Below are 25,731 nucleotides of genomic sequence, written 5' to 3'. Positions count from 1 at the left end.
GTTCTCCCTCCAATGATCGGCCGGGGAAGCGGATTAGAAACGTGCGGTCAAGTCCGGATGAGTAACGTTCACGGATAAAAAGTGACACGTACAGCCCGTTCCAGTCGGCGATTGTACAACTAATCCAGCTCGAAGTTCCCCTTGTGTCGGCATGCCGAAATAACGAATTAGTTTCCACTCATCCCCATCGGGTGAATAAAAGAATGATATGCAGCCCTCTACTTTGCGTATACGCAGATAGGGATTAGGTACGGAGACTTCCACCGAATTGCAATCATCGGATGAACCATCACGTGTCACCACCGACACGATGGTAGGCACTTTTCCATCATACTCAAAACAAATTTTGCACCAGTTAAGATCATCCGCCATCACCATCAGACATCCGGAATCATATTGATTTTTCATATCAACGGTTAATTGGGTTGTGATTTCGAAGTCCTCAGGTACAGGCATGGACAGAAATGGTGCTGTTGCACGAATGTGCTTGCCCGCAGGGTCCTGGAAAAAGTCGGTGTCCGCCTTCGCTTCCACCAGCACACCTCCCTGATCTGTAAAGGACCAGCTTTCGGGCTCGTTCATCCAGCTCCATTGCTTTCGTGCTTCTGTTGTCATTACGTTAGTCATTTGTTAGCAGCCTCCCAAGTTAAAATATGTTCTGAGGTAGTTCTAGTTTTTTTCTGTACTACATATTCGCTCCAAATACAGTAAACCCCTTTTTCTACATATTTTTGTAAGGTTCTAGCACTTGGGAGTGCTTTTGCGGATCTGGCAGGAAAAACATGATGACCATGAGTACGATATATAGACCAAGAATGACACTGAACAACAGTGTTGGATTGTGATGGTAGAGCAAACCCGTCAGGTATCCCGATGGAATGGCTGTCAGCGTCATGACCGTCTGCACAGCCGAGAACATGTCGGCTTTCTCATGCGTCCCCAATCGGTTCATCAGCAGGGAATCCCGGTACGTCTGCAAAATGAAGTTACCCGCAGCGAGCACGATTAGCGTGAGAAACAGCATGCCTATATTCCCCACAGGGATCAATAGAAACAGAATGGCTCCAGCCGTGCTAAGCACGATGGAAAAACCAACATACTTTTCTTCCGAACGCCGTTTCAGTCGCGGAATGATGACCAGATAGAGCAGCATGACGGTTACCGCAGTCACTACTGGGATAAACGAAATGACACGATCATCAAATTTCAACTGTTCCTTGAAGAAAATGACCTGAAAGAAGTTCAGCTGCAAAATCAGATTGGACAACACCGTGATCAGAATAATCGGAAAAAGTCTCCGTTTGTAGAACGATTTGCCGAACAGGCGCAGACTGGAACCCAAACTTTGAAGCACGCGGGTTTTACTATGCAATCCCATAAGTTCCTTGCCGACCTCGGTCTCATCCGTGTATCGGTTACGAATGAAAAACATGGCGGTCATGAGGATGCCCCCGACAAAGTAAATGCTGGCCAGTGTTGGTACAATACCAAAATCAGCAATGACAACTCCGGCAATCGGCGTAAGAACCCCAGCCCCTGTAATAATCATGTTGAGAATGGCAAACACTTTGGATCGTTTGTGTTCCTCCACATCCTCTATGATCAGACAGTTAAAAGCGACCGTTACAAACTTGGAGGTTGCGTTCAGCAAGTAGGCGATTAGAAACAGCCAGAAGTTCTGGGAGAAAGCCCAGATGAACATCGGAACACTCCAGGCAAGCAGATCAAAGATCAGCGTTGTTCGTTTCCGTCCCAGCTTATTTGTGATGGAACCCGCAAACAATTGAAAGATAAAGGCAAAATAAAGATTCACCGAATTGATTAAACCGATTTCAATGTCCGAAAGTCCGGCTTCCTTCATATATAAAGGAGCGTAGAAGAGAACGATCGTGCCCGGAATGGCCCATACCGGTTCGAGTAAAATGGAGTAGCGTGGATTCTTCGGCAAATCTTGAAGCAATTTCAATCGATATCCCTTCCTTCTGCGGTTTTCACCGCTGCGAATTCCAACTTTTCGCAGCGGTGAACCAGCCAATGTCTACATGCTTATAGTACCTCTTATAGGATAAGAGCTGTTTTGACCGAATTCATCGGCAATTTCTCTCCAGTATGCATGTCATAACCAATCGTTCCATTAAAGGCCTGTTCATAATCACTCAGCAGTTCCTTGGCTGTAACCATCTGTTCCAGTTCGGGGATACTTTGGGCAAATTTCAGTGCCGTACTGATCATCGAGTGATTAGCAACTGCACCGATGATACTAATGCCATCATTAATGACGGCTGTTGATTTGAACGTTACCTCATAGCTGTCGTCATATCCCATAGGAATAATTTTGCCGCCTTTGGCAATCAGCTCAAACCCTACATGAAGCTGGTTCCCCACCGCATCCACTACAATATCAAACTTTTTGTTATTATTGATCTCGTAAACTTTATCCAGTGTCAGATCCTGAGGATAGAACACATGATCCGCGATCCCTGAAGCGAACTCTTTGCGGTATGGATCAACTTCCGTGCCTACAGTAAGCCTTGCCAATCGTTTGCTAACAAGCTGACACAGGGAACCGATTGCACCCGAACCGAGGACCAGTACGGAGTCACTTGGCTTAGTCCCTGCTTTCATGAACGTCTGAAGTACACATCCCAGTGGTTCGATCATCATGGCCGTTTCCCAACTCATGGAATCCGGGATGGCATAGATATACTTTTCGTCCCCAACAAAATATTCAGCAAAGGTTCCGTGTGTCGTCATCCCTACTTGATAATCATCAAAATTCTCGCAGTAGATGAACAGACCCTCACGGCAGTATGAGCAGGTACCGCAAGATTGCGTGGGATCAACCAATACCCGATCACCGATCTTGAAACCACGAACGTCGTCGCCCACCTCAACCACTGTGCCTACGCCTTCATGACCAATGATCGTTCCTTTATTCGCCGGCACTTTACCTTTGACAATATTCAGATCTGTCCCGCAGATGCCGGAACCATAGATTTTAATTTTTACCTGGTTTGGCTTTTGAATGGTTGGCTCCTCAATCTCCTGGTAAGTCACCTGTTTTAGATCCTGATATACGAGTGCTTTCATTGAATAATTCCTCCTAGTCGATTTTCAATTATGATCTATGGATTAAGCTTCAAACGTTTTCGAAAGTTGCATCGCATGAAGATGTTCCTGCTTCTGAATCTCTTTCCAGTCTGACAGGATCTGCAACAGCGCTTCCTCGACCCACAACAATTCTTCCCGTGTATGGGCATCGGAGAAAATAAAGTAACCCTTGGTGAAAATGCCGAAGTGAGCCATTCTCTTCACCATAAACTCGCGGAAAGGGTCTGTTTGGAAGTTATCTTCAGCCAAGGATTGAATGCAGAAGCTTGCATACGTCCCTCTCACTTCCAATTGATCCGTCAATCCGAGTAAAACAAGTTCAGATTCCAGACGATCCATGATCCGGGTTGCCGGTTCACGCCAGGTCGGCCATACTTTCGCATTTTTCATTAATCGTTCACAGGCAATGGCTGCCGCGAGTGCTGTTGTTTCGCTGGAATGGGCATTACTGAATCGGACCTGTCCCGACAGAGACATCAAGTGCTCAGGCCCCAAAACCGCTGCGAGCGGTAAACCGTTGGCCATACCTTTAGAGATACAGAGCAGATCAGGCCAGATGTCATATTCTCCTGCTGTAGCCTGCTTGCCCATTCGAATACCGGAAGTGACCTCATCAAATATGATAATGATGTCCAGAGACCGGCATAGGTTTACGACTTCCTCGAGCGCATCCCTTTTCCACTCGTTGGGACATAAAACAATACATGCGATATCCTCGGGAGATGAGGTAATCTGGGCTTCAATTCGCTCCGCGGTAGGTTTGTTGACCCAGATCGTTGAACGCTCGATATCCACCGGGATGCCACGTTCTTTCGTCTGGCCACCATAATAGCCGTAGGCAGACCAATCGTGCCACCCATGATAAGCCGTCGCAATAACCTTGCTCTTACCACTTGCAGCACGAGCCAGACGTACAGCTCCACTCACTGCATCGGCCCCACTCTTGGTAAAGCGAAGCGATGGATAACGACCCTCGAACCGCTCCAAAATCAACTCGGCGCATTCAAGCTCAATGTCGGCAGGCAGAGAAAAGCTTGTCCCTTTTTTCAGCTGGTGAATGACGGTTAGTTGGACTTCATGCCTCGCATGGCCCCAAGACGCCGTACCCATGGCCATCTCGCAATCCAGCCATTCATTCCCGTCGATATCTGTAAATCGGGATTTGTAAGCCTCTGCACAACATACGGGTGTATGCCCGGGAAATAAACGTTCAGGTGCTTTGGCTAAAGTGCTGCATCCGCTCGGAATTACCTTTTCGACTTGTTCCAACCACTCCAGATTCCGGGTAAATCTTACGGCACGATCGAGCGTGCTCTCTTTTTCTTTCACCTTAAGTACCTCCCTGTTTATTTTCGTTGTGAGTGAATTACCGAACTTTGGTTCCAGGCCAGCATCCATCGTAGATGCGATCCATTGTGATCACATTGCCATACAGGTCAATGATCAGATCCTTGGCTCGATGAGCATGTCTCATCTCAATCCAGTAGCGGTTCTCCAGCAAACGGGCAAAATTGTCTACCAAAAACAGTAACCGGTTCTCACTATGAATCAGTTCCTTGCCCAGTACCTGTGGCAGCCAGATGGCTCCATTGGAATTGAAGCGGTTTGAATAGTCACGTACTTCGGCTACATTTGCAAATTCAGCTTCCTCCAGCTTGGTCCAGAATGTATCGGCATCACTTCGAACCTCGGCAAGGTCAATCCCAACAATCGGCAGATGCTGGTATTCCCCTTGGCTTTCCAGCTGTGCTTTCAGATGACTGAAAACGAATGGCCACACATCAGCCTCGATTTGACCGCCCCACTTTTTCCAGAAGCGTGCCAGATTGTTCTTGCGGTTGAAGTTGCGGTGAATGCCGCTGCTGCGTTCCCAGTGATACGCCTGAATATTCGGGTTAATGACCGTATCGTATCCCGCAGCTCGTGCCCGCATCTGATAATCAAAGTCCTCGTACCCATTAAAGAACTTCTCATCGAGGTTGCCGATGGTCTCATACACCTCCCGCTTCATGCCAAACATGGCGAACACCACCAGTTGAACAGAGAAGGTTTCTTTCGGGATATCATCAGGAGATGCGTTCAGGAACAGGTGTCGTCCAATGGTGTCCGCAAAAGCAATGCCGCAGTGCTGCACGCCTCCGGTTTGCGGATACAACAGAACCCCTCCAATCATGCCAATCGTAATATCGCTATCCAGTGTCTCTTTCATCATCGGTTGCCAGTTCGGTTGAAGAATGGTGTCCGAATCCAGGAAGAAAATGTACTCTCCCTTGGCTAGACTCAGTGCGCTATTAATCGACACGGCGCAACCGAGTGGAAAATCATGCTGAAGAATCTCGATGGTCACACCTTCTCTTACTTCTTGCTTCAGTTTATCCAGATGTTGAAAGACTGCTGAGCCGGAACCATCGTTGATGAAAATAATCTGAGTGGATGGACTTACCGTCCGGAGCAACGAATCTGTGAACAGGTTCAAAATGTTATAGTCCTGGTTGACTGGCACAATAATGGTGTAAAGCATGGAATCCCTCCTGATTTGGGTTGATGGAATGAGTACTTGAGCTGATTTTGAAATGCATAATTGCAGGTAGTTCAGTCCGGCCTCCTCGTTTGAATATTTTGTATTTATTTGGTAATGATTTGAATCTACTAGAAATTTATATCATTTTTTGTAAACTGAAAATCTTAAATTCTGAACTCTATTAATATTTGAATATGTGAGAAAATCAAGTCTTTGCAGCTTGCACACTGAGAAACGCTGTTGTGAATGCAAAAAACACCCCTAAAGAGTCTGCGTATCATACGATACGGTTGATTCTTTGGAGGTGCTTTCGTATTAAAATCTATATTTTTCGTTGGATAGGCCCTGACCTAACGCTGCTTAAATCCATGATAAAACGTATCCACCACAAGCGCAGGGGCTGCTTTTCTCGCGATATGACCACTCACAACTTGTTGCCACGTCAGGAACATGATGGAATACAGCACATCGACAATCCAGGTTTTATCGAGATCGGAGCGGAAATAACCTTTCTGTTGTAACAGACCGACCGCGTGCAATACAGGTTCTCTCAGTTTCAGATCTGCTCCCTCAATCTCGGGATTATAGTTAATGGTGGTGTCATGAGCCAGAAAATAAATTTTGTCGCCTAATGGAATAAGCGCCTCGATCAGCTCAGGTATGTATTTTTCACATTGCTCTTCATCCAGTTGAATTTCTTTCATGGTCTCACTGACCACCTCGATTGCGCGTAATCCCAGATGAACCATGAGCTGTTCGCGGCTTTCCACGTATCGATGCAACGTCGCAATCCCGATTTTTGCAGATTCTGCAATTTCATTCATGGAAGCATTCGGTTTTTCAATCAGCAACTTGGTGGCCTCGTCCAAAATGGAATGAAGCCTGGTTTGTTTGATTGTAGTCATTTCTTTTTTCATTGTATTACACCTCTTGGCGAGTATAGTTCAACAATTGATCTGATCATCCATCATATGATTGGATTAGACTATAAAATTATAGCATACTTCCTCACGAGTAAAACTAAAAGCCGCCATTCGGCGGCTCTTAGCATCGTTATCTTTCCCGTTACTTACAGTTCGATGATTCTCGTTGCAATATTTGTACAAAATTCACGATCATGCTCTACAAAAAGTAGGGTTGGCGAGTATTCCAACAATAAGTCTTCGATCTGCATACGTGAAATGACATCTACAAAGTTGAGTGGTTCATCCCAAATATGCAGATGTGCTTTCTCACTAAGACTTTTGGCAATGAGCACTTTCTTTTTTTGACCTGCACTAAACGTTGAGATATCTTTCTCCAATTGCAGTCTGGAAAAATCCAACTTTCGAAGTATCGATTTAAACAGGCTCTCATCAATCCCCTGTATGGCCGCATACTCAGATAAATGCCCTCCGAGATCGGACGTGTCCTGCGACACATACGAGATTTTAAGCTGATGATCCTTTCGGAAAAGACCTGTATAAGCAATATCTTCACCGCAGATCAGTTTAAGAATGCTTGATTTTCCAGATCCATTTTTACCGTATAGGGATATACGATCCCCTTGTTCAACCGTGATACTGACATCCTTACACACCGTATTGGAGCCGTATGAGATCGACACATGGTCCAATTCAACAAGTTCATGCTTGTGAAAATCCAGCTGATGAATCTGTAGACGTTCTGCACTCTCGATATTTTTGAGAAGTTTGGACTTCTCCTGAATTGCAGATTGCTGCCTTTGTTCGATATTTTTGGAACGTTTCATCAGTTTGGCAGCCTTGTGCCCAATATATCCTTTATCCACCTTGGAACCGGAATTTCTCGTACCATTTTTGGTTTTTTCAACTTCATGTGACCATCCACCGGTCCGTTTGGCTGAATCGGATAAACGTTTGATATCCTTTATTAATTTCTCATTACTCGCAAGTTCAAACTGATCTTGCCTTCTTTTATTTTCCCACCAAGCGGAAAAATTGCCTTTCTGAATCTCGATGTTACTCTTATTGATGGAAAGGATATGGTCCACGCTGTGATCCAGAAAGGATCGATCGTGAGATACCAAAATAAATCCACTCTTGCTGCGGAGATAATCACCTACAATTTGTCTCGCATGAAGATCAAGATGATTGGTAGGTTCATCAATGAGCAGAAACCGATTATCCTTCAGGAACAAAGCAGCCAGCATCACCTTTGTTTGTTCTCCGTTGGATAACGTATCAAAAGGCCGATACAACACATCTTCTGACACTTTCAACAGGTTAAACTCACGCACAACTTGCCATTGTAGATATTCAGGATGAATCTCGCCGATGACATCGACGGTCAAGGCTCCCTTATTCTCTACCTGGTAAGGAAAGTATTCAAAGCTAACATTCGCAGAGATATGCCCACTATATTCATATTTGCCGAGCAACAAGTGGAGGAAGGTTGTTTTGCCTCTGCCGTTCCTTCCGGTAAAACCCAGTTTCCAATCGGAGTCCAACTGAAAACTAACATTTTCAAATATATTATCGTAACTGCCATCATAGGCAAAGGTCAGGTTGGTAACGTTAATTAAAGACATAAAGATCATCCTTCTTATGTGAAATATAAAAGTAAACTGACGGGATTTCACCATCGAACATGGCATGGTTTCCCTCACTTTAATATTTGAACATAATCAGAATTTAGATTCGCTTATACAATAAAGAAACCTGGCGATAAATCATTCAGCGCCAAGTAGATCTATGCATAGGAGGACAAAGTGTCGGATTCTGATTAGTAATATTGTGAACCATGCCACTGTTCATGTTCGTTGACAGGTCCACATAAACATCCACAACCTCTAATTCAGTCATCACTTTACCACCCCTTTACAAGCTCACAATTTGAATACAGAAAACTTAACATGGAATACAACATGGGTCAAGGCACCCTTCTCCCATATTGGCGTGTAGGGATTAATATAAATATCCTAAAAAGTCGAGTTCCCCTTCACCCCATGGCAAGCTTCCCACTTCTTTAATCATTAACCCCTCTACCTTTTGAGTTCCAACTCCAATTGTGGTTAAGGTTTCATGATCAATTTTCAACCACTTACATGTGTTGCTTACCGTTTTAAATCCATTTTTGCTATACAATCCCTCATGATCCGCAAATAAAAGGACAAAATCAACACGTCCTTTGGCCAACCTTTCCACTTCGGATATTAACAAAGAAGCGATTCCTTGAGAGCGAATAGCCGGAGAAACACACAAATCGATTATCCCCAGCACTCTTATGGGTGTTCCATTTAAATTCATCATCCTGTAATCCAGTCCCACTTGTCCAACTAGTTGGTTATCAGGAGTAAATGCCAACACTCTGCCATGTGGTATTTGCTTAAAGAACAATCTGTCTTTTGGATAAACATCTGGAAAACTGGTAACAAGTAATTCTTGAAGAAGAGTCGACCAGGCTTCACTTAGATCCACATCATATGTTTTAATTAATTTCAGAAAAATCCTCCTAAATCAAGCCATTCTGTTTTTTGCTTGTGTAATCAACCTTACTTACCATTACGCAAATCTTCATGATGTACTCGTCATGATTGTCTCACGGAAGGTAGGCATCCTCTACCTCAACTTTTCGTTCATTCCCCATCGCAATGTATCTTACATTAATGACATTTCCTTTCTGAAAATGGGGAATATGTGTGATTGGAATATAAGTCTCTACAATTGTTGGGAAGGTGCGGCCGTCAACTTGGGTTACAGTCAAATCCAATCGCACGCCAGGCCTTCCATCCCTACTGGATGATGTCTGTACAATATCATGAATTATTGCTTCTGTTGGAATTCCGTCCATCAGAATGCTCTTGCGAAGGTGATGTTTCTCTTTATTGTTACGTAACAGTTTAAATGCAATAATCGTAGTGATCGTGCCTGTTGTAAGCCCAAAGACAATAACAGCAACAAAAATAATTAATGTGACGGACATGATAACCTCCTTTTAGTTGAAACTTATGTTAACTACTTCTTGTTTAGATCTCTTTTTCCTGCCTATTCTCTCTGAATCGGAAAGCTTCAAACTCAAAAAAGCCGCCTTAAGGGCGGCTTCATGCTGTGTATGTTCAACTCAACTTAGTCTACTTTCGCACCATACGAGCGTACAAACAGAACGGCTTGTTCGCGATCCAAACGTACACCTTTGATATCCAGTGATTTCAGATCGATGCCTTCCAGATTAGCCCCTCTTAGATCCGCCCCTTGCAGCTTAGCTCTGCTTAATACAACTCGGGTAAGATCACAGTCTCTCAGATCTGCTTTGGTGAAATCCGTGTCCGTAAAGTCAGCCTCAAAGAAACGAATTCCTCGCAGATCCTGTTTACCCAAACGCGTATGTCTAAGATTCGTGTAAGACCAATCGCCGTGGCTTAGTGTAATCCCATCCATTTGCGCACCTGAAAAGTCCGATCCCGTCATCTTGCAAGAACTGAATTTGGAAGCAAATAGATTCGCACCACCAAAGGTGCAGTTTTCAAAAGCTGATTCCGTATGAATCGAACCATTCATGGAAGCCCCTTTGAAGTCACACTCGATAAAACGGCAGTTACTTGTCTCAATCTCTTCCATAGAAGCGTTCATAAATGTACACTGCTTGAAAACACAACTTATGAGTTCTCCATAGCGCAGATCACGTCCCTCAAAATGTACTGCTTCATATTCCTGATCCTTATATTGATACACTGGTTACACCCCACATTGTATATTTCTCCGTCTTTCTTCATTAAAAGAACTTTTTATACTATACCACACCCCTGTCAAGTACCTGCTTAAACCCATACAAGAGTCAAGTTACTTTTTTTGTGAGAAAAATTTGAAAACTTAAAAAGGGACGCATAAAGCGCCCCTCAAGCACACACTTTTAACTGTTCCAATGTGGGCTTATTTATGTGAAACTCTCCAGTTAGCTGCTTTTTCCTATTCGTATTAGAATGCACTACACCAGTATTTTGGACATTCGGTACAGGGATAGCGAAGGTTTATTGATTTCCCCTACTCTCTGATACCCCAAACGTTCATACAGTTTAATAGCTAGTAGATTTTCCTTTTTAACCGTAAGCGAAGATTTGCACAGTCCTTGTGTTACAGCTTGCTCCTCTGCAAATTGAATGAGCTGTGTCCCTACACCAAGACCTCTGCTTTCAGGCAACGTAGCCAATGTTCCGATGTGGTACTCGTCGTTCTTCGCTTCTTCTAATGTCACCATGGAGTAGAACTCTTTCCAGTGTTGGAGATTATACTTAATTAGGCTCCATTTACGAAGTTCAAACAGTTTGGAGAACGTTGGCAAAGCAAGTTTTTTCATTACAGTGGTCGGATAACACATGATCATGCCCAGCGTTTGGTTACCCATTTTGGCTTCATAAGCATATTGGTGACTGAATCGGTTCTGATTCGAACGCCATAACTTGTTAAAGGTTTTCTCTATAATGCCTTTATCCTTGGTACCTGCAAGCGAATAGGCCATATATTCAAGTGCCATCTGATTTAGTTGCCCGCCGACTAATGATTGTGGACTGGCTTTTTTTATGGAAATCTTATTCATCGCTGTCACTCCTCTAGGTAGCTAAAATTGGATTAAAGCTTGGCAGCAGGTTGGTTGAATGATAACCCCTCAACGATCACATTCACCGTATCAATGGTTAATCCAGTCAGCTGTTCAACATGCAGTCTCACATTGTTTTGCAATTCCCTGCAGACTTCATGCACTTTTGTTCCATAACAAACGACAACCTTTAAGTTTATCTCCAGTCTTGATTCTACCTTGCGGATATCTATGCCATTTTGCAGACTTTTGCCGCTCCACTTTTTGGTGATGCCTTCTACAAGTCCTGTCGACATGGAGGAAATCTCACTGGTAGTATTCGCGATCTTGCCGACAATTTTGGAGATCACATCATCCGATATTTGAATTTTTCCCAAAACATTTTGAATGGACATCCCATGTCCTCCTTTTTATACCTGCATTTTTGATAGATAATAATATCATTTAATATAAATATAAATCATACAGGGTCCGATTTCAACTTTTGAATTCAGTCATCCTCATTTCTACCTGTACATAGCAAAAAAACCGCGATCATCGCGGCTTCTTCTTGGTCCATATTAAGGGAACTTCAATTGAATATGGGCAGGAATGCGGGAGGATAACCCACTCTCTTTGCTGCCTTCTTCTGCTGCCTCTGTTTCTTCTAGTTGCACGATCCACTGCCTGCCAATTAACGATTGTAGCAATTCAATCTCTTCTGCGGTCAGTTGAATATGCTTCAGTGACAGTTCATCTTGAACATAGTCCCGATCCACCTTACGGTCAAACCGGAAATCGAGCAATCGTTTCAACCCGTTAATATGCAAAAACTTGAACTCATAACCTTGACGTATCGCCTTTTCCCAATCGTCTCCGATATCAGCTGCTGTCTGTAGTCTTTCATCAAAATCCATCGCGGATTCCTTAACCAGAGGCAACAACCGGGAATAGTCTCGACGTTGTAAACATTCAATAATCACTTCTTTTGATTCCCCACTTGTCAGAACATTCTCTACAAGAAGCCCTACAGGAATGGACAGCTGAGTTCGGCTCATTGCTCGCCCTCCTCATCATTCCCGAGGTACTGATTGAACCAGGCATTCACCTGTTCGAAGCTATCGATCCGAAGTGAAGGTTTACCGCTTTTGAGCAAACTGTGGTTGGAACCTGGATAACGAATCAGTTTGGTCTTTTTGCCGTATCGTTTTAGTGTGGTATATAATTCCTCCGCTTGCGCAATCGGTGTCCGATAATCCTGCTCTCCATGCATAATCAGAAGTGGAGTCTCAATGTGATGTGCATGGGCAAGAGGTGAGCGGGACCACAGGAATTCAGCGTTTTCCGCCGGATTACCACCAATGACTCCCTCGACATAGGAAATTCCGATATCACTCGTTCCATACATGGACAACCAGTTGGAGATGCATCGCTGAGTTACAGCCGCCTTGAAGCGGTGGGTATGCGCTACAATCCAGTTGGTCATCACTCCACCATAACTGCCACCTGCCACACCCAGACGTGATGCATCAAGGAAATCGTATGTAGACAGGGCATAATCAACAGCTTCCATCAGATCCCGGTAATCCCCTCCGGCAAAGTCGCCACGGCAAGCTCTGGCAAACTCCTGACCGTATCCCATACTTCCCCGCGGATTAACCCACAACACAGCGTATCCTTGTGCAACGAGTGTCTGCATCTCATGACTGTATGTTCCCGTATACATCGCGTGAGGTCCGCCATGAATCTGCATAATCAGTGGCAGTTTCACATTGGAATCACGTATTGCCGGTGTGGCTAACCAACCTTGAAGCGGCCATCCATCGGAGGATGTAAACTCTACACGAACTGGCACATTTACAGCCAATTCAGCCATGAATTCATCATTTCGCCGGGTGAGTCTGGACCTTTCTCCACTGTCGATATCCACGCGATATAACTCTCCAGGGTGTTCCGCAGTCAACGCAGCGATTACCAGCGACGAACCGTCTGGTGTTAAGGTATACTGATACACATCCTTTTCACCAGCGCCTGTCACAGATTGACAATTCCCATCATCTTGAATGCGGTACACGTCCACATTCCCGTTATGCGTTCCGAGTACATATACACCACGTTCCGGATGATGGATATCCGAGATTGGAGAAGGAGACGCACCTGCCGACTTCATATCCCCCAGTGCTGCGTTACCAATCTGCATATCTAGTTGAGGTGCAATTATCCTGGGTACACCCCGCTGAACGGGGACAGCGTATAAGCTGTTGTGGCTCCCACTTCCATACTCACGATCACTGGCGATCAGGATCAGCTGCTGCCCATCAGATGAATAGGAGAACTGGCTTATCGCCAGACTGGAATCCGTCACTTTGAAGAGATCACTTTCTCCCAATTGAACGCTGTATATATCCGTAAAGTACAGCAGATCTGCATCAAGCTCTTTATCTTCCACTTGCTTGGATATGAAAGAAAGCTGCTGACTATCTGGCGACCACGCCGGAGCACTGATATTCCATAGCCCGGAAGTCACCTGTGTGATCTCCCCGCTTTTGATCCCATATACAAATAAATGGCTGTATTGACCATCCCACCAGCCAGCCCCTTCCGCCTTCGGCGTTGTACGCTCAAAGACCTTACCTCGCAGCACAGGCGCAGGTGGCTCCTGTTGGTCGTCAGCTTTCTTCTTCTGTTGGTCCTCCGGTTGTACTTTGCTGGTAAACGCAATGTACTGCCCGTTCGGTGACCAGATATAACTTGAAATTTTACGTGCGGGAGATATCAGCATGACAGGCTCTTTTTGATCTGAATGGAGCGTCCATAGTCCTTTGCCACCATCCACAGAGCGAATGAATGTGAGCTGTGTGCCATCCGGCGACCAAGCAGGTGAGGAATCTTTTGTTCCATCCGAAAGTGCAATATCTTCATCACCATCGAGGGAAATCCCTCGAATTTGTGTATTATATTCGTTTTTATCCTGATCTATGGTCTGTTCCACATAAGCCACTTGTCCGTTAGGACTGATCACCGGCTGACTGATCCAACGATAGTGACTCAGATCCTCCGGCATAATTGGTCTTTGATTCATAATGATGGCTCCCTTCTCCGTTTATTTATGGGTTGTCTCCGTACGTGGATCAAGCACATCACGCAGCCAATCTCCAAGGAAAATAACACCGAGTACGGTAAATGTAATGGCTAGTCCCGGGAATGTAGCGACCCACCAGCTTGTTGCAACGTATTGTCTGCCATCACTGAGCATACCTCCCCAGGATACATCGGGTGGTTTGATACCCAGACCCAGGAAACTGAGTGAAGCTTCCATAATAATGGTCGTGCCCACATTCATACCGCAGATGACGATAAAGGATGAAAGAATATTCGGCAGAATGTGTTTGAGAATCAATCTTCCATTCTTCGCGCCAATCGATCTGGCCGCATGAACAAAATCACGCTCTTTGATACTTAGTACTTCACTTCTTACCACACGGGTGAATGGAACCCAGTTCGTCACCCCGATGACAAAAATCAGCGTTGTAATACCCGGGCCAACAATCGCCATCACAACAAGCATGAACAGGATGGTTGGAATCGCCATGAATGCATCACCTACACGCATGATGACGGCATCCAGCCATTTCCCGTAGAATCCGGATACCAGCCCCAGAATCGCGCCAATGATTCCTGACACAATCACGGCACCCATACCCACGATTAAGGAAACCCGGGCACCGTATACAATACGGCTCCACATGTCTCTGCCGAGATTATCGGTACCCAGCCAGTATTCGGCCGTTCCACCCTCAAGCCATGCTGGTGGTTTTAGTCGGTTTAGCGGATTCACCGCTGCCGGATCATGACTCGTCAATAGAGGTGCACCTATGGCAATTAACACAACCAACAATACAAGCACAGCACCAAACATTCCGGTCTTGCTGATGATCAGTTGTTGCCAGATATAACGAAATCCCGTTGGTGCACGCCCATTGTCTTGTTCCTGTTCTGTACCCGGAATTGGCATTTCATTGCTACCTGTCATATGATTGCACCTCCTTCTAGTCGTATTTGATGCGCGGATCGAGTAGCCTGTAAGCTACATCCGTCAAGATGTTAATTACTACAACGATAAAGGCAATGACAAACACCGCGGCCTGTACAATCGCCATATCATGTGTGTTGACTGCAACGACCAGCAATTGACCCAGTCCAGGCCAGGAGAATACCGTTTCCGTAATCAAGGTTCCCCCGATCAGACTTGTAAACTGCAAACTCATAATCGTCACGACCGGAATTAGTCCATTCCGAAACGCATGTTTTACAATGACAACCATTCGGCCTAGCCCTTTGCTGCGGGCTGTTCGAATATAGTCCTGGTTGAGAATCTCCAGCATGCTGGAGCGAATCAGTCGGGTCATCTGCGCAGCCAGTCCAACGCCAAGTGTAAATGCCGGCAAGATCAGATGTGACAATCCTCCGCGACCGGATACCGGCAATACGCCCAGCATGACGGAGAACAAGAGGATAAGCATAATCCCCATCCAGAAGTTTGGCATCGCCTTACCAATGACGGATATTCCTGAAATAATGAGATCGGTAAACGTATTGCGTTTGACAGCTGAAATGACGCCAAGTGGTACAGCCATAAGTACAGCAAAAAACATCGCGGCTACGGCCAGTTCAAAACTGGCAGGCAATCTCTCCAGCACAAGCTCTAATGCAGGCTGATTGTAGCGAAAAGATTGACCAAAGTCTCCCTGTATTGCACTGCCCAGAAACTTCACGTATTGCGTATATAAAGGCTGGTCCAAACCAAGTGCCTGCGTCAAGACAGCACGATCTTCAGCGGTAGCCGTTTCAGGCAACATTAGCGCAACCGGATCACCGGTAACTCGAACCAAAATGAACACAATTAATGAAACAATGAACAGCACCGGAATGATCTGTAGTAGTGACTTAAGTACGTATTTGCCCACTCCTTGTTCACCTCCCTTGTTAAGAAAAAGAACGGCAGGAACATGGTTATCCAGTCCCTGCCGTTCACGGCCTTATCTTTTCAATGACCGGTTATTATACCCGATGTTACTGTGCAACAGGTGTAATCTCGTCAGCATAGAACATCTCGTCACTGCGCGGCGCGAAGTTCACTTTAGCATTTGTTCCGTAGACACCTTCCATTTGGTACAGATATACCGCTGGGCGTTCTTCAGAGAATATCTGTTGTACTTGCTGATACTCTTTCTCACGAGACGCAGGGTCCATGTTCACCAATGCCGATTGAAGCAGTTTCTCTACTTCAGGATTGTTGTAATCCGACTCGCCTTTTGCTTCTTCCAACATATAACGATTGTAGTTGTTCGAAGCATCGAACAAGGAGTTACCAATACCAATCATGAAGATTTCTTTGAATGATTTGGAGCTGTAACGTTCACTGAATGCACTTGCTTCCAGGACATCCAGGTTGATTTTGAATCCGGCTTGTTCCAGCATCGCTGCAACAACTTCAGCTTGTTCTTTGTACTGTGCGGAAACGGAGATGGTCATCTCGGCTTCACCTTCAGCATATCCAGCTTCTTGCAGCAACTGTTTTGCTTTTGCTTGATCATAAAGTGACGTTTTGTACAATGAAGGATCAGCACCGAAGTTGCCTGGTGTTACGGATGTTCGGGTTACGATACCTGCTCCGCCGGCAATGCTGTCCACGATTCCTTGTTTGTCGATAGCCAGGTCAATCGCTTCACGTACTTTCGGATCAGCCGTGATGCTGCCTTCTGTCTGACGGAAGATCAACTGAAGCACACGTTGGATTGGTGCTTTGACAATCTTCTTGTCTGCTTCGCCTTCGATCCGAGCAATGTCAGTGGACGGAATGGAAGACGCCACATCTACACCACCAGCAAGCAATTCGGATACACGTGTGGAGGCTTCAGGAATAACGCGGAACACCACTTCATTCCATTTTGGTTCACCGTCGAAGTAGTTCTCGTTTTTCACCAGTTCCACACGATCATCTTTGGTCCATTTACTGAATTTATAAGGGCCTGTGCCTACTGGTTGTTTCAGGAAAGCATCGAATCCTTTATCCGCAATATATTTTGCTGGCAGAATGCCTGCTCCCATTTTGGACAGACGATTCAGGAGCAACGGATCTGGACCATCCGTGATAATATCTACGGTATAGTCATCAACAGCTTTAACCTCTACGATATTTTTGAAATAACTGTTTTGTTTCAGTGTCTCGTCCTTGGCTACGCGCTCCAGCGTGTATTTTACATCTGCTGAAGTGAATGGATCGCCATTGTGGAAGGTAACACCTTCACGCAGCTTAAATCTCCACGTTGTATCATCGACTTGATCCCATGATGTCGCAAGTCCCGCAACTTTTTTCTGTTCACTGTCATTTTTGATCAGATAATCAAAAACGTTGACCAGAACGGCCTCACTAGAGGTATTGTTGTTGTTGTGCGGATCGAAACTCTCGATATCGGTTGCCGCAGCAACGGTCAGTGTTGTACTTGCGCTTCCACTACCTGTTCCTTCTGTTGCGGCATTGTCATCTGTGCTTGTCGTTTTTCCTCCGCAGGCGCTGAGTACCATTACGATTGCCAGTAACGTGATCCATAAGCCTGTCCATTGTCTTTTTTTCATTGTGATTGCTCCCCCTCAGAAGTTGTATTCCGTGCCAAAAATTCAAGTGCTACTGCGGACAACATGCCCACACCATAAGGCATCGCTGTCTCATCAAGATCAAACATGGGATGGTGGAGTGGATAGCGAGTACGTTCCTCATCATTCCCAGATCCTAGTCTGAAAAACACACCCGGAACCCGTTCACAATAAAACGCGAAATCCTCGCCCCCTGTGGAAGGTTTGATATAGCTCCATCCCTTCTGCGCGTTAACCTGATCACAGGTCTCTGTCAGCAGGTCAACCATGCCGAGATCATTCACGACAACAGGGTATCCATCACCGTAGACGACTTCGTATCCTGCTCCAAAAGATTCGCAGACCCCTTTGACAACCTGCTCGATCAAAGCTGGCATCCGCTCACGAATGGCAGGTGAGAGTGTACGAACCGTACCGATCATCTCAACTTCCGGGGCGATGGCTGTTCCCATATAACCTCCGGTGATTTTGCCAATGGTGACTACAGCGGGTTCAAGTGGATCGACCATGCGACTGACGATATTTTGCAATGCGGTGATGACCTGAGCGGATACCGCGATCGCGTCAATGCCCTCATGCGGACGAGCTGCGTGGCCACCCTTGCCAAACACCTTGATAATCAAGGGATCAGCTGATGCAAATGCAACGCCCTGACTTACACCCAAGGTTCCCGTGTCCTGTCCAGGGGTCATGTGTAACCCTGCGATGGCATCAACCTTCGGATTCTCTAGAACACCGTCCTGGATCATGGCTCTTGCTCCTGCGAGTCCTTCTTCCGCTGGCTGGAAAATGAATTTGATGTTGCCTGATTTCGGTCTTCCAAGGCCAGTAAGCAATTGGGCGGCTCCCATCAGGATGGAGGTGTGAGCGTCATGTCCACATAGATGGGCTTTGCCCTCCACTTGCGAGCGGTATTCCACCGCTTTCTGATCCTGGATTGGCAGAGCATCCATGTCTGCGCGCAAGGCGAAGGTTGGTCCATCGGTCTCTCCGCGAAGCAGGCCTGTAACCCCGGTCTTTCCGACATTGCGTGTAACTTCCAGCCCCAGTCTTTCCAGATGCTCGGCTACGATAGCGGATGTGCGATGCTCCTCATAGCCGATTTCCGGATGCTGATGTAAATCTCTGCGCCAAGCACTTAACTGGGCTTGTAGTGGCTGAGCCAGCTGTATTAGTTCTGAACGATTCATTCGCTGTCATTCCCTTCATTTTCATCTGATTCAGAAACCAAACGGGCATAGATTGCATCCGCCGAGAATTCGATATGCCTTTTCATCGTCTCCTTAGACTTGATGCTATCATGGGCTTTCAATGCTTCAAGAATCTCCATATGTACACCGTGATTGACGGTACGTATCCGGTCATCATAAGGCATCAAGTCGAGCGCCGGATTAATTTTCGTCCGGATCTGTCTGACGGCTCTCTCGCAGTATGGATTCCCCGAAGCCTTGGCGATGGTCAGATGAAATTTTACATCCAGCGCCCTGAACCATTCCCTTGTACAGTCTGGCTCTATACTTTGTTCCATGTAACCCTCAAGCAGCTCCAGTTCGCCTGCGGTGATCCGCTCAGCAGCGAGAAAAGCTCCCTCCGGTTCGATGATGGTTCGATATTCAAACACCTTCAGCATCTGTGACCAATCCCGTTTAATTTCTTCTCTGGTCCGTTTATGCGAATTGGCTGTCAGAGGCAGTACAAACGTTCCACCTTTGGCACCCACCCTTTTCTCAATCAAACCTTTCTCTTCCAGTGAAGAGAGTGCCTCACGAACCGTAATGCGGCTTACATTAAAAATCTCTGCCAGATCTCGCTCGGCTGGAAGTTGTTCTTCACTCATCAATTCTTTCAGAATAATGGCTTCTTCCAGTTGTTCTCTAATGAATTCACTGACCTTTTTGGTGGATACTTTCTCAAAACGAAATGAAAACGTACTCGACATCTAAACACTCCGATCTGTATATGGTCTAGACCTTATACCATTAATATAATTCCGACTAAACTTATATGCAATACTTTTTTTCAAGTAAATTCATATTTTTTTCTCACCACCTCCAAATTGAAGCATTTTGGCACAAAAAAGACGCATCTACATGCAGCAGATGCATCTTCCCTTCGTTATTTACACGAGCCACTACGATGACAGAATAACCTTCCGATCGCTGTTATCCCCGGATTTCTTTGAATCCCTTTTTGAAAGGGGTAAATCCGGAGATAAAGGCGAACGCTCCGCTTCTTCAGGTTATTTCTGTCCTCTCCGTTTTGTGTAAATGTTTAGTTTAATATATCTAACTCTGTCCTCTATAACTTTTTATTAGCAAAGGGTCTGAAATCCTCTGTAACCGCAAGTTTTTTGCTTCCCTCCAGGTAAAAGCTGTCATCCACTCTCCAGGTATGACTCTTTTTGTTCTGTCTGCGGTGATAGACATAATTATAAGGAGAGGTCGCGTACGCTTTGAATCCTCTTTTCCTGCATTGTCTCAGGAAGGTTACATCTTCCCCTATGGAACGGTCCGTGAAGCGGACTTTTTTCAAGATCTCTCTTTTGAATAAAATAGTGCCCCCTTGTACAAATTCAACCGGTTTATTTTTTTCAGCCGGAGATCTGACCAACAGTGTCTTGGACGCACCCAAGTAGACCAGGCACGAATGTTTGCCCACAATATCACTTTTGGTCCGTCTAAGTTCTCTCACCTGCTCTGTCAAATAATACGGCGAATAGTAGTCATCATCATCAAATTTCGCAATCAACGAAAAGCGAGCCCTTGTCATGCCAGCGTTCAAGCTTTGTCCTAGCGAAATGCTCTCAGGAACTTGATATACATGAACATTGGCAAGATTCCGAACCCGGTTTTGGTATAATGCCAGATTCATACGGTCATGATTCAGAACAATGATCAGTTCTTTGCTTTTGAAATGCTGCCGACTGTAATTTTGCAGAATGTTTTCAAAAAATTGCGGCCGATTGGTACATACCACAATGGAAACACCATGACTCGTTTTGTGTTTAGTCACGACATACCCTCTTTTCAGCTTATTTTTCTCTCATCATATGTGCCGAAATAGAGTCTGGTATGGACCAATAGCTAGTGATCAAAACACCAAAAACCCTCTGCCCACAAAATAACAGGACAAAGGGTTTTGTAATCTATTGTTTTATGTCTGTTCTATGCTTCATTACCGTTATTCAAGTACACAGCCTTGCCTGTACGAGCAGATTCATAAAGTGCTTCCAGGATCTGAGATACAACCAGTGCTTGTTTCGGTGTGACCACCGGCTCCTGATCGTTCTCAATCGCTTCAATCCACTTTCTCATCTCAACATCCGGTGCGCTCTCGCTCTTACCATCGTAGAAAGCTACCCCGCCTGCACTCAGTTCAATCTCATTCGTGTATAGACGGCTGAATTTCTCGCCATTGAAGCGCAGTCCGTTCTTCATATCCGCACCCGCTTCGCTGCCACTCAAGCTACATTTCGCCTCATCCACATCCAGTGAGTTCAGTGCCCAACTGGATTCCAGCATAATCGTTGCGCCATTCTCCATCACAATCATGCCGAAGGCCGAGTCCTCTACAGAGAATTGTTTTGGGTCCCACGGGCCCCAGGCATTGGCCGCATTTTCACGTTGCGAAAGCTCATGATAGGTCGTACCCAGCACAACTTTTGGTTGATAGTTATCCATCATCCAGAGCGTCAGATCAAGTGCGTGCGTACCAATATCAATCAGTGGACCGCCACCTTGCTTCTCTTCATCCAGGAAAACACCCCATGTTGGTACTGCTCTACGTCTGATCGCATGTGCTTTGGCAAAATAAATATTACCCAGATCACCAGCTTCGCACACCTTCTTCAAATACTGACTGTCTTCTCTGAAACGATTGTTATATCCGATGGTCAGTTTTTTGCCGGTACGTTCTGCCGCTTCCAGCATGAGCTGTGCTTCAGCAGATGTCTTCGCCATTGGCTTTTCACACATCACGTGTTTGCCTGCCTCCAGAGCAGCAATAGAAATCTCGGCATGAGAAATATTCGGTGTAAGCACATGCACAATATCCAAAGACTCATCCTTGAGCAATTCCTGATAATCCGTGTAGACTTCGGCTTCAGTAGTGCCATATTTCTGTTTGGCTTCATCCGCACGTTCCTGAACGATATCGCAGAAAGCCACCAGTTCAACATTATCCAGTTTACTCAGACTCGGCAGATGTTTGCCATTCGCGATTCCGCCACAGCCAATAATTCCGATACGATATACTTTACTCATATATATTCACCCTCACTTAAGTATTGGTTGTTTCATTTTACGAAAAGCCGACGGGGTCATCCCCAGCCGTTTGCGAAATACAGCATGCAAATAGTTGGCATTATTGAATCCTGAAGCAAGAGCGATCTGTTCAATGGATGCGTTACTTTCTTCCAGATTGCGGCACACGGCGCGCAGACGAATATCCTCCAGTACACGGCTGAACGGCATCTCCGGCTGTACTTGGTAGAAGATTCGTTGCAATTGTCTGCTGCTGATATGAAGTTTCTCTGCCACATGCTCCAGCGTGACCACGGTAGGGTGATTCGCTTCCATATACTGCACTGCATACTCATAGCGATATACCGACATATCCCGGACAGGGGCTTCCGGACGATCTCCCCCGGTGTCGTATGCTCGCACAGTTTTGAGTAATATGCTGATAACCAGTTGCTTGATCGATGTATAATAACCTAACAATTTCTGATCACATGCTTCATAGGCTTCCAAAAAACAATGCATCGCCCGATGATAATCATTCACCGGAGTAAGCGGAAGCGTTCTCAGCTTTTCCATCGTTTCCTCGGATTCTGCTGCTTCCCAGGGATCGACATGTTCTCTTGGCTTGTGAACGATATCCACATGAAGACATAGTTCATCCATGTCCTCTTTAGCATCAGCCTCCTGAAAATGAACGACACCCGGTCCAGTCAAATAAAGCATACCTTCCGAGAGTGCATGTGTCTGATCATCCAGAATAACTTTGCCTTTACCTCTTGGGATAAAATGAAACTCAAACTCCGCATGATTATGGAAATCCACAACTCGGCCCGCTGGAAAAGAAGTCAGATGAAATCGCATCACGCGAATCTCATAATGTCCCCAAACCATTGAAATATCCAATCTCTCCAGGAGATCCTGCCGTTCAAGCATTTTCTCATAAGGATACAGGCTCAAGATTGCACACCTCCTTAATAAAAACTAACCCTTCAACTCTTTCAGAGTAATTCTGCGCCCTTCCTTAGCTGAAAGATTCGCAGCTTCCATCAAACGGGTCAACTCCACAGCGATCTGCACGTTTTCAGTTGCATCCGTATCATTCTGTATATGTGCAACCCATTGATTGAATACGCTTTCTCTTTGGTCTGCCAAAGGAAGTTCAGTCCAGTCATCATATTGTCCTTGTGCGGCTTTCGTTCGAATCAATAACTTTTCTTCGGGTGTTCCGTACAGAAGTGTACCTTCCGTACCATGAACCTCAATCGTAAATGGAGAATGGCTGTTCACAAAACCAGCTTCAACAACGCCGACTGCTCCAGAATCCGTAAACAAGGTTGCAACGGCATTATCTTCCACTTCTTTGCCTGTAATATATCCGAAGTTGGCGTTAACCGCAGTTACTTCCTGACCCAGAAACAGTTTGGCGAGATACATTGGATGACAACCCAGATCAATCAGCGCACCGCCCTGACAATCCTTCAGATCATAGAAGTGTTCAGGCAACCAGTTCGAAATCGCTCCATCATGCGATAAACGCGCTCTAACATAAGTCACTTTGCCAAGTAATCCTTGGTTAAGTACATCCTGAATCGTTAGCGTATACCCTGCATTCAGACGAGGTAAGGATACCGTCATTTTGACTTTGTTTGCCTTTACCTCATTAAGGATTCTGTTGGATTCCGCCTGTGTCGAGGCAATAACCTTCTCCGTGAAGATGTGTTTACCTGCTTTTGCAGCAGCGGTGATCACTTCTTCATGAATGCGGGTTGGCGCATCTACAATAACGGCATCGATGTCGTCCTTGGCGAGCATATCTTCAAGTGAAGCATAAAATGGTACGTTTAAGCGTTCAGCCGCTTCCTGACCACGCTTGGCATCCTCATCCCACACAGCCGCGATGACTGTATCCTCATGTTCCTGTGCCTGCTTGATGTAATCCCATGCGTGAACATGCCACAAGCTAATTTTCCCAATTCGAATGGTCACTGTTGTCTTACCTCCATACTATATAATATTCTGACATTTATCTATAAGTTATCACAGACTTAATCTATTTTTAATAGAAACTCACGACAATAAATGTATAAAATTGCGACATGTTAAACTTCTTCTATTCATTAATAAAAATACTTCAAAGGATTCTTGATGACGATCACTTCTCTTCTATCCATTTTTTCTCGAAACGCAAAAAAAGCGAAACTCCGCAAAAGAATTTCACTTTAGATATCAGTTAAGAAAAAAATCTTAGAAAATTAAGGGCTACGGCGTACAGTTTCACCGTTTAATAAATTAACTTTTTGATCATTAATTGAAATGGTATGGTTATCAACCCATTCCAAGTCTACCTGATCCGTCTTTCCCTCATAATAAAATACTCTTTTAAACCAAAGCGGGCCTTTCAATTCCCCCATAACGCCAAACGATCCCATGGCTCCAGCGTCAGTTTTATAGAAACTTATTGTATAGTGCTTATCTGGTGAATGTGTAGTCGTAAGTAATTGTTTGTACCCAGAAAATATCGATGTAAATGACAAAGCACCCAAAAGGATGAAGATCAATGCTAAGGATAGAACCGTTGAGATCCAACTTCTTACCTTCGTAGACTTGTTCGATGTATCTTTAAAACCAAGTATGGCTAGAGCCAGTCCTAAAATAGAAAGAATTAGAATTACATAGTTAGGAGGACTAACTAGCCATTTATTATTCATATGAGAATATAGTGAACACATCGAAATAAAGTACAACAAAAGCACTAAAAATAAAGTAACCCAGCTTAATTTCCTCACTAAAATGAACCCCCTCTTCCCACAAATAGATCACACTTAGTGAACCTGAATGTGTCACCCATCTCCATCCCTGAATAAATACAGAATTAAATATTATGTATGAAAAGCCACCAAAATCATTCATTTTAAATAGGACGCTCGTTTGTTAATCATTCAACACAAAATCTATTGATTAGTTCATATGTTCACTTACTCATCACTTTTTTTACATACTTTTCTGCCTTGTAATCTTTTCGAACCTCATGTAGCGTATTGCTATTCGCTTCTGACCAGGATTCAAGTATCATCCTCGGTTCCGCTTCAATGATGTTACGCGCCTCAATTATATCACCGTCTCTAAAAGCCTCAATCACATGAATTAAGTCAGTTCGATCAATCAACTTTACAAAGTTAATACCAGCTAATGTCTCACACGACTCTGTGAAGTGGGATGAAGTAATTACGATTGCTTTCTTAGCCTTGTAATATCTCATGCAAGAAAACACCTCTTGTACAGCGCTGATGCCGACTGGATACTCTATTGAGTATCGTTTTACTTGAATGACATTTCTAACACCTTCCCGATCAGTGAAAACTACGTCAGCCCCAAAATCGCGACTTCCTAACGTTTTATAGACCCCGGAATAGCCCAACTCAATTAACAATCTGTACAAGTACATCTCGAAGCCAGAGCCATCCTCCATCCTGTCTATATCAGCGATAGTAATGGCTTTTAAGTCGTAATTCTCCTCAGTGAATCCCCCTGATCTCTTGTGTTTACGTGTCAAACTCAGAATCCAAAGGCTAAGTACAACTACTACTACTACGAATAATACAAATAAAATATAGATCATTAGCTCTACCTCCATTACAACAAACTAGCACAATAATACCACATTTTTCT

The 25,731-nt window shown here is 44.9% G+C and carries 25 protein-coding genes; all 25 read right to left on the bottom strand.

Annotated features, from left to right (window positions below; genetic code table 11):
- Positions 1 to 33: 33 nt before the first annotated feature.
- The 25 genes from V6669_RS14230 to V6669_RS14110 all read right to left on the bottom strand — a co-directional run bounded on the left by V6669_RS14230 (position 34) and on the right by V6669_RS14110 (position 25,681).
- Complete coding sequence (locus tag V6669_RS14230; RefSeq protein WP_338594509.1) at positions 34 to 627, bottom strand: DUF1349 domain-containing protein; 594 nt, start codon at positions 625 to 627, stop codon at positions 34 to 36.
- A gap of 94 nt (positions 628 to 721) precedes the next feature.
- Complete coding sequence (locus V6669_RS14225; protein ID WP_091030860.1) at positions 722 to 1,966, bottom strand: MFS transporter; 1,245 nt, start codon at positions 1,964 to 1,966, stop codon at positions 722 to 724.
- 92 nt (positions 1,967 to 2,058) lie between these two features.
- Positions 2,059 to 3,090 carry an alcohol dehydrogenase catalytic domain-containing protein gene (locus tag V6669_RS14220; protein ID WP_036608226.1) on the bottom strand — a complete coding sequence of 344 codons (1,032 nt, stop codon included), beginning with the start codon at positions 3,088 to 3,090 and terminating at the stop codon, positions 2,059 to 2,061.
- A 42-nt stretch (positions 3,091 to 3,132) separates the two neighbouring features.
- Positions 3,133 to 4,440, bottom strand: coding sequence for an aminotransferase class III-fold pyridoxal phosphate-dependent enzyme (locus tag V6669_RS14215; RefSeq protein ID WP_338594507.1), 1,308 nt, complete (start codon positions 4,438 to 4,440; stop codon positions 3,133 to 3,135).
- Between the two features lie 37 nt (positions 4,441 to 4,477).
- Positions 4,478 to 5,632, bottom strand: coding sequence for a glycosyltransferase (locus tag V6669_RS14210; protein WP_150367354.1), 1,155 nt, complete (start codon positions 5,630 to 5,632; stop codon positions 4,478 to 4,480).
- Positions 5,633 to 5,982: 350 nt separating this feature from the next.
- Positions 5,983 to 6,549 (bottom strand): helix-turn-helix domain-containing protein, encoded by a 567-nt coding sequence (locus tag V6669_RS14205; protein WP_338594503.1) that lies wholly within the window; start codon positions 6,547 to 6,549, stop codon positions 5,983 to 5,985.
- A 152-nt stretch (positions 6,550 to 6,701) separates the two neighbouring features.
- Positions 6,702 to 8,180 carry an ABC-F type ribosomal protection protein gene (gene abc-f / locus V6669_RS14200; RefSeq protein WP_338594502.1) on the bottom strand — a complete coding sequence of 493 codons (1,479 nt, stop codon included), beginning with the start codon at positions 8,178 to 8,180 and terminating at the stop codon, positions 6,702 to 6,704.
- A gap of 376 nt (positions 8,181 to 8,556) precedes the next feature.
- A complete protein-coding gene (locus tag V6669_RS14195; RefSeq protein WP_338594500.1) occupies positions 8,557 to 9,069 on the bottom strand; it encodes a GNAT family N-acetyltransferase in 513 nt (170 codons plus the stop codon).
- 121 nt (positions 9,070 to 9,190) lie between these two features.
- Positions 9,191 to 9,574 (bottom strand): hypothetical protein, encoded by a 384-nt coding sequence (locus V6669_RS14190; RefSeq protein ID WP_338594499.1) that lies wholly within the window; start codon positions 9,572 to 9,574, stop codon positions 9,191 to 9,193.
- A gap of 143 nt (positions 9,575 to 9,717) precedes the next feature.
- Positions 9,718 to 10,323 (bottom strand): pentapeptide repeat-containing protein, encoded by a 606-nt coding sequence (locus tag V6669_RS14185; protein WP_036608249.1) that lies wholly within the window; start codon positions 10,321 to 10,323, stop codon positions 9,718 to 9,720.
- A 253-nt stretch (positions 10,324 to 10,576) separates the two neighbouring features.
- Positions 10,577 to 11,185: an N-acetyltransferase gene (locus V6669_RS14180; protein WP_338594497.1), complete on the bottom strand. Its 609-nt coding sequence runs from the start codon at positions 11,183 to 11,185 to the stop codon at positions 10,577 to 10,579.
- A gap of 32 nt (positions 11,186 to 11,217) precedes the next feature.
- On the bottom strand, positions 11,218 to 11,580 hold the full coding sequence (locus V6669_RS14175) for an Asp23/Gls24 family envelope stress response protein (protein WP_338594495.1): 363 nt from the start codon (positions 11,578 to 11,580) through the stop codon (positions 11,218 to 11,220).
- Positions 11,581 to 11,745: 165 nt separating this feature from the next.
- Entirely contained in the window at positions 11,746 to 12,222 is a 477-nt protein-coding gene (locus V6669_RS14170) for a hypothetical protein (RefSeq protein WP_338594494.1), read from the bottom strand.
- Positions 12,219 to 14,246, bottom strand: coding sequence for a S9 family peptidase (locus tag V6669_RS14165; protein WP_338594493.1), 2,028 nt, complete (start codon positions 14,244 to 14,246; stop codon positions 12,219 to 12,221). Before V6669_RS14165 ends, V6669_RS14170 begins: the two co-directional genes overlap by 4 nt.
- Before the next feature lie 21 nt (positions 14,247 to 14,267).
- Positions 14,268 to 15,197: an ABC transporter permease gene (locus V6669_RS14160; RefSeq protein WP_091030896.1), complete on the bottom strand. Its 930-nt coding sequence runs from the start codon at positions 15,195 to 15,197 to the stop codon at positions 14,268 to 14,270.
- A gap of 16 nt (positions 15,198 to 15,213) precedes the next feature.
- On the bottom strand, positions 15,214 to 16,131 hold the full coding sequence (locus V6669_RS14155; RefSeq protein WP_017688654.1) for an ABC transporter permease: 918 nt from the start codon (positions 16,129 to 16,131) through the stop codon (positions 15,214 to 15,216).
- Between the two features lie 106 nt (positions 16,132 to 16,237).
- Entirely contained in the window at positions 16,238 to 17,803 is a 1,566-nt protein-coding gene (locus tag V6669_RS14150) for an ABC transporter substrate-binding protein (RefSeq protein ID WP_338594491.1), read from the bottom strand.
- Positions 17,800 to 19,011 carry a M20 family metallopeptidase gene (locus V6669_RS14145; RefSeq protein ID WP_338594489.1) on the bottom strand — a complete coding sequence of 404 codons (1,212 nt, stop codon included), beginning with the start codon at positions 19,009 to 19,011 and terminating at the stop codon, positions 17,800 to 17,802. The genes V6669_RS14150 and V6669_RS14145 overlap by 4 nt, the downstream gene beginning before the upstream one ends.
- Complete coding sequence (locus V6669_RS14140; protein ID WP_091030905.1) at positions 19,008 to 19,760, bottom strand: FCD domain-containing protein; 753 nt, start codon at positions 19,758 to 19,760, stop codon at positions 19,008 to 19,010. Before V6669_RS14140 ends, V6669_RS14145 begins: the two co-directional genes overlap by 4 nt.
- A gap of 359 nt (positions 19,761 to 20,119) precedes the next feature.
- Positions 20,120 to 20,833, bottom strand: coding sequence for a glycosyltransferase family A protein (locus tag V6669_RS14135; protein WP_338594488.1), 714 nt, complete (start codon positions 20,831 to 20,833; stop codon positions 20,120 to 20,122).
- 152 nt (positions 20,834 to 20,985) lie between these two features.
- On the bottom strand, positions 20,986 to 22,083 hold the full coding sequence (locus V6669_RS14130) for a Gfo/Idh/MocA family oxidoreductase (RefSeq protein WP_338594487.1): 1,098 nt from the start codon (positions 22,081 to 22,083) through the stop codon (positions 20,986 to 20,988).
- 12 nt (positions 22,084 to 22,095) lie between these two features.
- Positions 22,096 to 23,019 (bottom strand): AraC family transcriptional regulator, encoded by a 924-nt coding sequence (locus V6669_RS14125; protein ID WP_338594486.1) that lies wholly within the window; start codon positions 23,017 to 23,019, stop codon positions 22,096 to 22,098.
- A gap of 24 nt (positions 23,020 to 23,043) precedes the next feature.
- On the bottom strand, positions 23,044 to 24,048 hold the full coding sequence (locus V6669_RS14120) for a Gfo/Idh/MocA family oxidoreductase (RefSeq protein WP_338594485.1): 1,005 nt from the start codon (positions 24,046 to 24,048) through the stop codon (positions 23,044 to 23,046).
- Positions 24,049 to 24,314: 266 nt separating this feature from the next.
- Positions 24,315 to 24,848 (bottom strand): DUF5412 family protein, encoded by a 534-nt coding sequence (locus tag V6669_RS14115; RefSeq protein ID WP_338594484.1) that lies wholly within the window; start codon positions 24,846 to 24,848, stop codon positions 24,315 to 24,317.
- 185 nt (positions 24,849 to 25,033) lie between these two features.
- Complete coding sequence (locus V6669_RS14110; RefSeq protein WP_338594482.1) at positions 25,034 to 25,681, bottom strand: restriction endonuclease; 648 nt, start codon at positions 25,679 to 25,681, stop codon at positions 25,034 to 25,036.
- Between the last annotated feature and the right edge of the window lie 50 nt (positions 25,682 to 25,731).

It is taken from the genome of Paenibacillus sp. Y5S-9 (assembly GCF_036894235.1).
Lineage (GTDB): Bacteria > Bacillota > Bacilli > Paenibacillales > Paenibacillaceae > Paenibacillus.
The sequence above is the reverse complement of the archived record's forward strand: the minus strand, read 5'-3'. Positions and strand labels throughout refer to the sequence as shown.